The sequence below is a fragment of the Rhodococcus sp. BP-160 genome (assembly GCF_019836205.1).
Classification (GTDB): Bacteria; Actinomycetota; Actinomycetes; order Mycobacteriales; family Mycobacteriaceae; genus Rhodococcoides.
Genome location: NZ_JABUEK010000002.1, coordinates 894,987 through 907,701, shown reverse-complemented (window position 1 = coordinate 907,701; position 12,715 = coordinate 894,987). Strand labels below are relative to the sequence as shown.

Annotated in this window: 10 protein-coding genes; 4 read left to right on the top strand and 6 right to left on the bottom strand. The window is 70.5% G+C overall.

What is annotated here, in order from left to right:
• Positions 1 to 4: 4 nt before the first annotated feature.
• From HQ306_RS10730 to aspS, 5 genes are all read right to left on the bottom strand, one after another.
• Positions 5 to 1,177, bottom strand: a complete 1,173-nt coding sequence (locus tag HQ306_RS10730) for a kinase (protein WP_027505245.1) — start codon at positions 1,175 to 1,177, stop codon at positions 5 to 7.
• A gap of 236 nt (positions 1,178 to 1,413) precedes the next feature.
• Positions 1,414 to 2,316, bottom strand: coding sequence for a transglutaminase family protein (locus tag HQ306_RS10725; protein ID WP_056444737.1), 903 nt, complete (start codon positions 2,314 to 2,316; stop codon positions 1,414 to 1,416).
• Entirely contained in the window at positions 2,313 to 4,940 is a 2,628-nt protein-coding gene (locus tag HQ306_RS10720) for a circularly permuted type 2 ATP-grasp protein (protein WP_056444741.1), read from the bottom strand. The genes HQ306_RS10725 and HQ306_RS10720 overlap by 4 nt, the downstream gene beginning before the upstream one ends.
• A 56-nt stretch (positions 4,941 to 4,996) precedes the next feature.
• Complete coding sequence (locus HQ306_RS10715; protein WP_056444744.1) at positions 4,997 to 5,920, bottom strand: DUF389 domain-containing protein; 924 nt, start codon at positions 5,918 to 5,920, stop codon at positions 4,997 to 4,999.
• A gap of 49 nt (positions 5,921 to 5,969) precedes the next feature.
• On the bottom strand, positions 5,970 to 7,790 hold the full coding sequence (aspS, locus tag HQ306_RS10710) for an aspartate--tRNA ligase (RefSeq protein WP_222631023.1): 1,821 nt from the start codon (positions 7,788 to 7,790) through the stop codon (positions 5,970 to 5,972).
• Positions 7,791 to 7,934: 144 nt separating this feature from the next.
• Here aspS and HQ306_RS10705 point away from each other — a divergent pair, with 144 nt between their 5' ends.
• Both HQ306_RS10705 and HQ306_RS10700 read left to right on the top strand, forming a co-directional pair.
• Positions 7,935 to 8,852: a neutral zinc metallopeptidase gene (locus tag HQ306_RS10705; RefSeq protein WP_027505242.1), complete on the top strand. Its 918-nt coding sequence runs from the start codon at positions 7,935 to 7,937 to the stop codon at positions 8,850 to 8,852.
• A 41-nt stretch (positions 8,853 to 8,893) separates the two neighbouring features.
• A complete protein-coding gene (locus HQ306_RS10700; protein WP_222631021.1) occupies positions 8,894 to 9,673 on the top strand; it encodes an MBL fold metallo-hydrolase in 780 nt (259 codons plus the stop codon).
• A gap of 9 nt (positions 9,674 to 9,682) precedes the next feature.
• Here the strand turns inward: HQ306_RS10700 and HQ306_RS10695 are convergent, their stop codons facing one another.
• A complete protein-coding gene (locus tag HQ306_RS10695) occupies positions 9,683 to 10,720 on the bottom strand; it encodes an Rv2578c family radical SAM protein (RefSeq protein WP_056444753.1) in 1,038 nt (345 codons plus the stop codon).
• 124 nt (positions 10,721 to 10,844) lie between these two features.
• Here HQ306_RS10695 and HQ306_RS10690 point away from each other — a divergent pair, with 124 nt between their 5' ends.
• Both HQ306_RS10690 and HQ306_RS10685 read left to right on the top strand, forming a co-directional pair.
• A complete protein-coding gene (locus HQ306_RS10690; protein WP_222631019.1) occupies positions 10,845 to 12,110 on the top strand; it encodes an FAD-binding domain-containing protein in 1,266 nt (421 codons plus the stop codon).
• A gap of 100 nt (positions 12,111 to 12,210) precedes the next feature.
• Entirely contained in the window at positions 12,211 to 12,714 is a 504-nt protein-coding gene (locus tag HQ306_RS10685; protein WP_056444756.1) for a DUF3237 domain-containing protein, read from the top strand.
• Position 12,715 lies beyond the last annotated feature (1 nt).

Sequence of the window (12,715 nt, the reverse complement as noted above, 5' to 3'; positions counted from 1 at the left end):
ACGGTCAGGACGCGGCGGCGGGCCACCGCGCCGCGAGTGCCTGCCGGACATCGCCCGCGAAGTCCGCGAGGTCGTGGTGCCCGACGAAGCGCGCGTACTCCGAGAGGATGGACCACCGCGTGGTCAGCGCGGCGGCGCGGGGCACCGAGAGGTGGTGCCGACGCAGTGCGGCGTTGCGGGTGTCGTCGTCGGGGAGGAACCAGTGCGTCGTGAGCCAGGCCCACACCAACTGGGCGTCCAGCAACTTGGCGTGCAGCACGTCGTCGTCGGCGAGGTGCGGCCAGATTCCGACCACCTCGGCGCGCCACGCATCGACCATGGCCTCGGCGCGTTCCGGCGTGAGATCGAGACGGCACAGGCAGCCGGGGTAGGACAGGAGCGTGTAGGCCACGTCGAGAGTGGCGTCCCGGAAGCCTCCCCACTCGTAGTCCAGGAATCGCACGCCCTCGTCGTTGACGATGATGTTGTCCGGGCACAGGTCCGACGGACTGAAGGCGCGGTGTCCGCCGGAACCGAAGAGTTTGGCCGCGCGGGCGACGGCGGCGGCGACCGCGGGCGGCACCTCGATGCCGAGATCCGCGGCGAGCATCGCCGGGACGTCCGACTGGGCCACCGCGACCTGATCGGCCAGCCCGTCCCGAGAATCGGCGACGCCGGCGCGACCGAGGAGCGCCCCGAAATCCTCCTCGCGGCCGAACGTGGCGGCGTGCATCCGCCCGAGTGCCTGGGCCAGAGCCATGAGCGAGTTGGTGACGGACGACGGATCGGGGTTCGCGATCAGACTGGTGAACGGCGCGGCGTCCCCCAGGTCACTGAGGACGAGGAGCCGTTCCTTCAGGTCGTACGCGATGAGGGAGGGACCGGGACGGGTGTGCGTCGCGAGGGCGGTGGCGAACTGGTACGAGACCGCTTCGCGCAGGAACGCCGTGTGGTCTCCGGCGCCGAGACCCGTGCGGGACACCGACTCCGTGGACGTCTCGCGGACCTGCTTGATCACGAGCGTGCGGGGCAACTGGAACGGGTTCTCGGCCACCCGGACACGGATGACCACGGTGCGCCCGCTGCCGCCGAGATCGACCGGGTCGACCAGGGTCACCGATGCTCCCGTGCGTCTGGTGAGGAGTTCTCGTGCTGCTGCCACTGCTTCGGTGACCGGATCTGCCAACATTGCCGTCATCGATTGTCCGACCCACCTCGTTCGTGAACGGGCAGGTCATTCCTCGTTTCCGTACTCGCGTCGGCCCGTGAGGGCCGCCTGTGATGCTGTGTGCGTACTGCCGGAGCAGGATCGGGTTCCCCGCTCCACAGTCGATGAAACGGGCTCGCTGTGCGGTTTCTCGACCCTATCGCACTCTCCCGACAGCTCGGGGGCGCCGCTGGCACCGCGGTGCCCACGAGAGGCAAGATCCGAGGTCAGACGGCTCGGACGATCGGCGCGACGTCGACCGACACGGCGATGCGGCTCCCCGCCGACTCCGTGTAGATGATGCCGCGCAGCGGAGGGACGTCGTCGTAGTCACGGCCCCACGCCACCGTCACGTAGCGCTCGTCCACCCACTGGTCGTTGGTCGGGTCGAAGGCCAGCCACGAGCCGTCCGGTGACCGCACCGCCGCCCAGGCGTGGGTGGCGTCCACACCCACCATGCGTTCCTTGCCCGGCGGCGGTTGAGTCGCGAGGTAGCCGGAGACGTAGCGCGCGGCGAGGCCGTGCGAGCGCAGGCACGCGACGGCGACCCGCGCGAAGTCCTGACACACACCGGTCCGGGCGGCGAGGACGTCCGCGACGGTCGTCGAGATGGTCGTCGACCCCGACAGGTAGGCGAAGTCGGTGTGGATCCGGTGGTTGAGGTCGAACACCGCCTCCACCAACGGGCGGCCCTCGGTCAGCGAGAGCGCGGCGTACTCGTGCACCTCGTCGGTGATCTCCGGTGGCACGAGATCGAGCACGAAGTCGACGTCCAGGGCCCCGTCGACCCCGGTGGGACGAGCACTCTCCCACGCCGTCGTCGCAGCCCGGGTGGTGAGGCGAGCGGGGTCGGGAGGGTCCACGGCGACCAGGGCGCGCGCGGTCACGCACAACCGGTCGTGATCGGTGGTGACGTGGAAGTAGACGTCCTCGTTCCCGAAGAGGTCGACACCGGTGGACCGGTCGGTCGGCGTCGGCGTCACGGTGACGGAGGCGTCGAGACACCGCTGCTCCGAGGTCGAGCGCGGGAAGAGGTGGCCGCGGCCGTACGACGACGACACGGTGCCCTGATAGACGTACTCGGTGCGGTGGGTGATGGCGTACCACCGCGCACCCTCGTGATCGGTCACGACAACACCCGTCCGCCGCCGCGTCCCCACAACGGCTGCGTGCCGCCGGGCAGCGTCAGGTGCGCCGCGGTGATCGACTCGGAGAGGTCGAGCAGATCGGTGTGCACCGACCGGACGACGTCGTCGAACTCCGATCGGGTCCCGGTGGCGTCGACGTCCTCGAGATCGGACGGGTCGACTCGGCGCAGCGTCGCGACGATGCGCTCGAGCGCCCGATCGGTGCGGGAGGTCCCCGTCGATCCGGGCAGCGACGCCAGGTTCACCGCTGCTCGTTCCACCGAGTGGATGACCGAGCGCGGGTTGCCGCCGTCGAAGAGCACGAGCTCGGCCACGGCGCCCACCTCGGGAGCACCGCGATAGCGGCGCCGGTAGGTGACCGACGAGTCGGCGGCGTTCAGCACCGCCCCGAGCACGGCCTGCTCGACGGCCGGTGGGCGTGCGGTGCCCACGGTCTCGGCGAGCAGGGCGGTGATCTGCAGAGCGCGCTCGATGCGCTTGCCCGTGTCCATGAGGAACCAGCCCGGATCGTGCACCATCGACTCGGCCGACAGACCGGCGACGGCGAGCATCGACCCCACGACACGGCTCTGCGTCGACCAGAGCCCCGCCTCGTCGGACACCGGCGACGCCGCACACTCGGCGAGCGCGGTGTCGAGCCGGTTGAACACCGCCCAGGTGTCCTCGCCCAGCTGATCCCGCACCGCGCGGGCACACGTCTGCAACGCCGCCACGGCGTGCGCGAGCGAACCGGTGCGCCGCGTCCGCACCGTCAGCGACCGGAACTCCGCGAGCAGGTCCGACCGCGTGGTCGCGGCGCGGAACCCCGGCGCCGTCGCGGTCACCGCGGTCACCGCGTCGAGCACCACGGCCAGGGCGACGTCCGTGTCGGACCGCGCCTGCTCCCCGAACGGCGTCTCGCCGCGATGATCGCGGACCATCTGGTTCGCGGCCACCAGCAGGCGGGCCGTCGCCTCGGCACGCTCGCCGTAGCGACCCATCCAGTACAGGTCGTCGAGCACACGCGGCGTACTCACCGAGTCGATGACACGGGGACGGCGTCCACCCATCGGACGCGGTGCGTCGACGGCGCTCGACACGTCCGGCTGATCCGACCGGCCGCGACGCTCGGCCAGCACCCACACGTCCTTGGCAGCGGTCGTGGCCATGGGCTCCGACGGCGGATCCGTGACCAACACCTGGGCGAGACCGCCCGTCATCGGGGTGTAGCCCCGGCGCCCGGCCACGTCGAACAGTCGGATGCCGACGGGCCTCGGCAGCACGGCGGCGTCGTGCCGGCGATGACCGACCGGCCCGACGGGCGACGTCGCCAGGTCCGGTATCGCCCGCGCCGCCCACCCCGTCGGGTCCGCCCCGATCCGCCGCACCAGCTCGTCCCGCTCGCGCATGGACAGCGCGGGACCGACGACGCTCTCGTGCGAGCCGATCGCGTACACCACGAGCGAACCGATACGAGAGACGATGTGCGACAGGCCGTGTGGATCCCCCGCCCAGAAGGCCGGGACCGAGTCGAGCAGGGGCTCCTCCCCGAGCAGCGCCCGGCCCAGCTCCGGCAGCCGTCCGAACAGCGCCGCGTTCTCGAGGACGCCGCTGCCGATCGTGTTGACCACGGTGACGGCTCCGCGCCGCGCGACCTCGAGCAGTCCCACGACACCGAGGCGTGACTCGGGGCGCAGGTCGAGCGGATCCACGTAGTCGTCGTCGACACGGCGCACCACGACGTCGACGCGGCGCAGGGTGCCGAGCGAGCGCATCCACAGGGCGCCGTCGCGGACGACCAGATCAGCGGACTCGACCAAGGGGAATCCGAGCACCGAGGCGAGATGCGCCTGGTCGAACGCCGTCTCCGACCAGACACCGGGACTGAGCACCACCACGAGCGGGTTCTCGGCGGCGGCAGGCGCCACCTCGACGAGGGCCACGCGCATCGCACCGACGTAGGTGCTCGCGGGACGGGGCGCCACCCGGCCGAAGACAGCCGGTACCGCACGCGCGACGATCGACCGGTCCGCCAGGGCGTAGCCGGCGCCCGACGGTGCCTGAGTGCGGTCGGAGAGGACTCGGAACTCGCCGTCGGTGCATCGGGCGATGTCCGCCGCGTGGAAGAACAGCTGATGTGGGCCGGGGATGGTGATGCCGTGCGCGGCTCGGAGATAGCCGCGATGCCGGAAGACGATCTCCGGCGGCAGCAGACCGCGGCGAATCAGGGTGCGCTCGCCGTACAGATCGGTGAGCACCGCGTCGAGGATGCGCGAGCGTTGCAGCATGCCGGCCTCGAGCCGGTCCCAGTCCGGCGCCGACACCACCGTCGGCACCACGTCGAGCTCCCACCGCGCACCGGACTGCGTCGACGACGGCGATTCGGACGACGCGTCCGCCGTGTCGTTGTAGGTGATGCCGGAGTCGTCCACCAGACGGCCCACGCGCAACTGTGCGGCGGCGAGATCAGCCGGGGTCACGTCCTCGGCGCCGGGGAGGGCCGCCCAGCGCTCTCGTAGCCGCGGACCACCGTCGACGGCGTTCTCCACGAGGTCGTCGTGGCCGTCCGGACGGATCTCGTCGAGGTACGCCGCGAGCACGGGAGATGTGGCCTCACCCTGCTGCACGCAACTCCCCCTCCGCAGACGACCGGCACCGCGCTCGGCGCACGTCCGCGAGAAATCTACCTGTCCGCCTGTGCCCGAGCCGATCGCCGGTGCAGGGAGAGCACGAAGGTCGCCGCGACGACGATGCCGAGGAGGTTGATACCCAGCTGTCCTGCGGACAGAGCGGCGATGCGCCAGCTCCCCACCGTGGCCGCGACGACGGCGAAACCTGCTGCCGGAACGGTGGTCACGGAGATGAAGACCCCGACCAGGGCGGCCGATTTTGCCGACACCAGCGCGAGCATGCCGGCGGCGCCGGCGAGCAGAGCCACGACGAGAGAGAACGGACCGACCTGGTAGATGAAGTCGACCTGCTGCAGGTCGTCCATCGCCTCCGGTCGGATCCATCCGAGGGCCTCGGCCCCGAACGCCCCCAGCGCTGTGATGACCATCGCGGTCGGGAAACCCACGAGCAGCGCCAGCAACGATCGACGGATCAGTGATCGCTGACGACGCACCAGGCCGACCGACAGCGCTGCCAGCGGACCGAACTCGGGTCCCACCACCATCGCACCGACGATGGTGACCGGCGAGTCGGTCACGACGCCGATGGCCGCCAGCAGCAGCGCGATGGTCAGGAAGGCGACGAACGTCAGGGTGAGGGACGATTCCTCCCGCGTACGTCCGACCAGTTCGTCCCAGACGATCGAGTCGTCCGGGTCACCGGGCGCGTCCTGTTCCGCGGTGCGCGCCGCGTCCGACAGCACCGTCTCCACGGGTTGCATGGTGATGGCTCCGTCGTGGGTCAGGCGCAACGAACGCAGACCGTCGAGAACCTGATTCGCGCACTCCCGCACGACGACGGCGTCCACGACGTCGCCCTCCGGGCGCACGGCGGCACCGCGCAGAACGACGACGTGAGCGACGCCGGGAGTCTCGTCGAGCACCCGCAGCACCTCGTCGGTCCGGTCCGCCGGACTGACCACCCTGAGGTTCTGCATGCACTCTCCGTCCGCGCGTCGTCGACGCGTGACCGGCGACGCCTCGACCCTAGGTCGTGGGGCCCTCCGACGCGGGCTTCTCGCCCGATGCGCCACCCGGCGTCTGACGAGGAACAGGCTTCGCGTCGATACCCGACTCCTTGCGCTGCGCCGGGGTGATCGGAGCCGGCGCGTCGGTCAGCGGATCGACGCCGCCGCCCGACTTCGGGAATGCGATGACCTCACGGATGGAGTCCACTCCGGCCAGCAGGGCCGTGATGCGGTCCCAGCCGAAAGCGATACCGCCGTGGGGCGGCGCACCGAAGGCGAAGGCGTCGAGGAGGAAGCCGAACTTCTCCTGCGCCTGCTCCGCGTCGATGCCCATGATCGCGAAGACGCGCTCCTGGATGTCCTTGCGGTGGATACGGATCGAGCCGCCGCCGATCTCGTTGCCGTTGCAGACGATGTCGTACGCGTAGGCCAGGGCGTTGCCGGGGTCGGTGTCGAAGGTGTCCATCGACTCGGGCTTCGGCGAGGTGAAGGCGTGGTGCACGGCGGTCCACGAGCCGGAACCCACGGCGACGTCGCCGCTGGCGGTGGCATCGGACGTCGGCTCGAACAGCGGCGCGTCGACGATCCAGACGAAGGCCCACTCGTTCTCGTCGATGAGGCCCTGCTTGCGGGCGATCTCGCCGCGGGCGGCACCGAGCAGTGCGCGCTGCGCCTTGGCGGGGCCGGCCGCGAAGAAGACGCAGTCACCGGGCTTCGCGCCGACGTGGGCGGCGAGTCCGTCGCGCTCGGCGTCCGACAGGTTCTTGGCGACGGGACCACCGAGGGTGCCGTCCTCCTGGACCAGGACGTACGCGAGGCCCTTGGCGCCGCGCTGCTTCGCCCAGTCCTGCCACGCGTCGAGCTGACGACGCGGCTGCGACGCACCGCCCGGCATGACGACGGCGCCGACGTACGGCGCCTGGAAGACGCGGAACGGCGTCTCGGCGAAGTACTCGGTGCACTCCACGAGCTCGACGCCGAAGCGGAGATCGGGCTTGTCGGAACCGAAGCGGCGCATCGCGTCCGCGTAGGTCATGCGCGGGATGGGTGTGGTGATCTCGTGGCCGATCAGGTTCCACAGCGAGGTGAGGATCTCCTCGGCGAGGACGATGACGTCGTCCTGCGTGACGAAGCTCATCTCGACGTCGAGCTGAGTGAACTCCGGCTGCCGGTCGGCGCGGAAGTCCTCGTCCCGGTAGCAGCGGGCGATCTGGTAGTACCGCTCGATGCCGCCGACCATGAGCAACTGCTTGAACAGCTGCGGGCTCTGCGGGAGTGCGTAGAAGCTTCCCGGCTGGAGTCGCGCGGGAACCAGGAAGTCGCGGGCACCCTCGGGGGTCGAGCGTGTCAGCGTGGGCGTCTCCACCTCGACGAATTCGTGGTGGGCCAGGACGGACCGTGCCGCCGCGTTGACCTTCGAGCGCAGTCGGATCGCATGACCGGGTCCGGCGCGACGCAGGTCCAGGTAGCGGTACTTGAGCCGCGCTTCCTCGCCCGGAGTCTCGTCCAGCTGGAACGGCAGCGGCGCGCTCTCGCCCAACACCTCCAGCTCGGTCACGTTCACCTCGACGGCGCCCGTCTGGATCTCGTGGTTCTGGTTGCCCTCGGGGCGGAGCTCGACGATGCCGGTGATCTTGACGCAGAACTCCGACCGCAGGCGGTGCGACTGCTCGGCCGCCGGACCGTCGCGGAACACGGCCTGGACCACTCCGGAGGCGTCACGCAGGTCGATGAAGATGACTCCGCCGTGATCGCGCCGTCGAGCGACCCAACCGGTCAGGGTGACGTGTCGGTCCGCGTGCTCGGCTCGAAGCGAACCGGCGAGGTGCGTGCGCAGCACAGGAGTCCTTCCAGAAGTAGACGAATACAGCTGGTGATCCTACGGACCATTCGAGCCCACCCCGACGCCGGGAGAAACAGCGCTGTGTCGGTGGTGGCCACGTGCGAAGCTGTGAGCCGCACACGCCGACGAAAGTGGTGACTCATGACGTTCGACCCCGACGCCAGGATCGACTCCTCCCGGGTTCGACGGTCCTCCGGTGGCCGCGGCAAGGGCATCGCCGTCGGCGGCGGTCTCGGCGGCATCGTCATCGTGGTGATCACTCTGCTGCTCGGCGGCGACCCGTCGTCGGTGATCGGGCAGCTCGGCGGCGGTGAGGCCACGTCGCAGGACTCGGGCAGCGGCGCCATCGAGAACTGCGACACCGGGGCCGACGCCAACGCGAATGTCGACTGCCGGGTCACGGCCACCGTGAACAGTCTCGATCAGGTGTGGGACGCCGAGCTGGCGGCGCAGACGGGCGTGCCGTACGAGCGCCCCGAGGTCGACATCTTCTCCGGTCAGGTCTCCACCGGGTGCGGCGCCGCGACGTCCGACGTCGGCCCGTTCTACTGCCCCGCCGACTCCACCGCGTACTTCGACACCGGATTCTTCCAGGTGCTCGTCGACCAGTTCGGTTCCAGCGGCGGCCCGCTCGCGCAGGAGTACGTCGTGGCCCACGAGTTCGGCCATCACATCCAGAACCAGCTGGGCGACATCGGCCGGGCGCAGGCCGACCCGAACGGACCCGAGTCCGGCGCCGTGCGCACCGAGCTCCAGGCCGACTGCTACGCCGGCGTGTGGGCGAACAAGGCCGACGACGTTCCCGCACCCGGCAGTTCCGAGCCGCTGCTCGATCCGCTCACCGACCAGGACGTGTCCGACGCGTTGTCGGCCGCGTCGTCCGTCGGCGACGACCGGATCCAGCAGGCCTCGACGGGCCGCGTGAACCCGGAGGGCTGGACCCACGGCTCGTCCGACCAGCGACAGGCGTGGTTCGACGCCGGCTACCGCACGGGAGCTGTCGCCGCCTGCAACACCTACGACGCGTCGGATCTGAACGACCCGTCGTCCGTCCGCTGATGTCGTCCCGCACGGAGCTGCCGGTCTGTGAGACGTGTGGCGTGCAGTTCGACCGCGTCGATCCGGACGAGTGCCCGATCTGCACCGACGAGCGCCAGTACGTCGGACGCGGCGGCCAGCGGTGGACCACCGTCGCCGAGGTGTCGGCGTCGCACCGGACCGTGGTGCGCGAGGAGTACCCGGGCCTGTGGGGCATCGGCACCGAGCCGACCTTCGCGATCGGCCAACGCGCGCTGCTGGTCCCCGGCGACGGCGGAAATCTGCTGTGGGACAGCATCACCACGATCGACGACGCCGCGATCGCCCGTGTCACCGAACTGGGCGGCGTGTCGGCCGTCGCTCTGTCCCACCCGCACTACTACAGCGCGATGGTCGAGTGGAGCGAGGCCTTCGGCGACGTGCCGATCTACGTGCACGAGTCCGACCGTGCGTGGCTGCCCCGCGCCGGCAACATCCGCACGTGGTCGGGCGACTCCCTGGAGATACTGCCGGGGCGGACGCTGATCAACACCCGGGTGCACTTCGCGGGCGGTTCGGTGCTGCACTGGCCGGGCACCGACGGCCGCGGCGCGCTGTGCACCGGGGACATCGTCCAGGTGGTGTCCGACCGCCGATGGGTCTCGTTCATGTACAGCTACCCCAACCTGATCCCCGAACATCCCGACACGATCCGCCGGACGGTCGCCCTCCTCGAGAACGTGGCCTTCGAGCGCATCGTCGGGGCGTGGTGGGACCGGGTCGTCGAGGAGGACGCTCACGGCGCGGTGGTCCGCTCGGCTCGGCGCTACCTCGAGCACATCGGCGTGACCCCCGGCTTCTGACCGGTCGACTCAGAACAGGGTCATCGCCGGTTCCGGAGCGGGTTCCGCGGGAGCTGCCCTGGCCACACGCCGCGCACCGGCCGGATCGAGCCCCGTCAGAGAGTGCTTCTCCCGCAACGGTTCCACCTTGTCGCGGAGCCACTGCTTGTACTCGGGGCTGACGTACGCCCCGCGTCCGTAGAGCACCCGGTAGCGGCGCACGAGAGCCGGATGATGCTCGGCGAGCCAGCTCATGAACCACTCCTTGGTGCTGGACCGCAGATGCATCGGCAGCGCGGTCACACCGGTCGCGCCCGCCTCTTCCAGGGCCGCCATCAGGGCGCCGAGGTGTTTGGGACTGTCGGTCAGAAACGGGATGACGGGCGCGATGAGCACGTGGCACGACAGACCAGCGTCCGTGATGGCCCGGATCATGTCGAGGCGAGCGCGCGGTGACGGCGCCCCCGGCTCGAGGGACTTCTGCAGATCCTCGTCGTGAAAGGCGAGACTGACACTCACCTGCACGTTCACCTGCTGAGCGGCGAGGGTGAGCAGCGGCAGATCCCGTCGCAGCAACGTGCCCTTGGTCAGAATCGAGAACGAGGTACCGGACTCGGTGAGCGCCCGGATGATGCCCGGCATGAGCTCGTAGCGACCCTCCGCGCGCTGGTACGGGTCGGTGTTGGTGCCCAGGGCGACCGGGTCACGTTTCCACGAGGCGCGGGCGAGCTCCTTGCGCAGCACCGAGACGATGTTGGTCTTGACCACGATCTGCGAGTCGAAGTCGCGGCCCGCATCGAGGTCGAGGTACTCGTGGGTCGGCCGGGCGAAGCAGTAGCGGCACGCGTGCGAGCACCCGCGCGCGGGGTTGATGGTCCAGCGGAACGGCAGCGCCGATTCCTCGGGCACCCGGTTGAGGGCGCTCTTGCAGAGCACCTCGTGGAAGGTGACGCCCTCGAACTCGGGCGTGCGGACGGTGCGGACCAGACCGGCACGCACCAGCCCGGTGCGCTCGAGGCCGGGAAGCGCCCCGTCGGGAGCGTCGAGTGTCTGACCGTCCCACCGCATGACCCCTCCTGTTCTCCGGCGACCCCGGCACACCGATGCCTCGAACACACGATCGATCGACGAATCGCAGACAGTCGAACATCCGTTCTATCGAGGTGTCAACTCTTCGGTAGTGTCGGTGGACATGGCCCTCCTCCCGTCTCCCCCGTCACCTGCGGACGGCGCCCGGTCCGACGATGTCGTCGCCTGGGTCGCCGAGCACCTCGGTGACCTCACCCTCGAAGAGCCCGAGGAGATCCGGGCGGGCGGTCTGCGCGGCGGACAGTCGGCAGCCGACGCCGCTCTCGCGAGCCTGGACATCACGGGCTACGCCCGGTCCCGCAGCACGGTGGAACCGCCGTCGCGGCGCGGGGCGAGTCGCATGTCGCCGTACATCCGGCACGGCCTGCTCACGCTGAGCGAGGTGTGGGACGCGGTGGCGGACGCGCCGACCCGGGACCGGTCTCGTTACCGCGACGAGTTGCTGTGGCAGGAGTACGCCCGCCACCTGTACGCACGGGTGGGCTCGCGCCTGGGGGCGTCACTCACGCGCGAGCAGCCCCGTCCGGCCGTCTCGGCGCACGACACCTGGTCCGACGATCCGTGGCCGGCCCGGATGCGCTGCATGGAGTCCGTCGTCGACGAGCTGCACGAGGACGGGTGGCTGGTGAACCAGACGCGCATGTGGCTGGCGTCGCAGTGGGCCGTGCGAGCCGGCGCGACATGGCGGGACGGCGAGGACGAGATGTTCACCCATCTCCTCGACGGCTCGAGGGCGGCCAACCGACTCGGCTGGCAGTGGACCGTCGGTACCGGCAGCGGCAAGGTCTACGGGTTCAGTCGCTGGCAGGTGGAGAAACGCGCACCCAGCCTGTGCCGATCGTGCGCGCTGTCGTCCGCGTGTCCCATTCAGGACTGGCCGACGGCCGCTCTCGGCCCGTCGGTCGACGGACCGAGCCTGGCCACCGGCGACACCCCGGCCGGCCCCGCGGATACCGTGGGTGAGGACGGCGACGAGGTGTGGCTGACGGCGGAGTCGCTCGGCAGCGCGGATCCGGCCCTCGCGGCCGACGACGCCCGCCCCGCGGTGTTCGTGTTCGACGAGCCGCTGCTCCGACGGTTGCGATTGTCCGGCAAGCGACTGGTCTTCCTCGCCGAGACACTCGGCGAGCTCGCCGCCGTCCGGCCTCTGGAGGTACGACGGGGACGGGTCACCGAGGAGCTCGCCGGACGGCGCCTCGCCGCGACCCACGCCCCGGTACCGGGGTGGGCACGCATCGCGGCCGCCCTCGATCCGGTGGAGGTGCACCCGTGGCCGTGGTTGGTGCGTCCGACCCGATCGTCGGTGCGGTCGTTCAGCGCGTGGCGCCGGGCGTCGGAGCGGGGAGGCCGGAGGCCGGCCGGGAAGTAGGCGGGGAGGGCGGAGCCCGGCCGGGAAGTCGGCGGGGAGGCCGGAGGCCGGCCGGGAAGTAGGCAGGAGGGCACTAGGTGGATCGGATACGGTCGAGCGCGTGACCGAACCCACGGACCCGTCCGCGTCGATCGAACCGACCGCTCCCACGCTCGAGCCGCTGCTGCGCATCGTGTTGCGCACCGCGGATCCGGTGCAGCTCGGCGACACTCCCGTCGGCGCGGAGTCCGTGGCACCCGTCGTGGGTGGTGTGCTGAGTGGGCCCGGGGTCGAGGCCGTCGTCCGCGCCGTCGGTGCCGAGCACGCCCACGTCCGAGCGGACGGATCGACCACGTACTCCACCGACCTGTTGGCCGACGTCGAGTCGGACGACCCGGGCGCCGTGATGCGGTTGACGCTGAACTCCGTACGTTTCGGATCGGCCGAGGTCGTCGAGGCCCTCGATCGCGGGGAGGACGTCGAGTCCGCTCTCTACTACTTCCGCGGCACCCTCACGGTGTCCACGTCGATCCGGACGCTCGCCTACCTGAACAGGGCCGTGATCGTCACCTCCGGCTCGCGTCAGGGCACCCAGTCCGTGGTCGACGCGTTCCTGGTCACGTAGT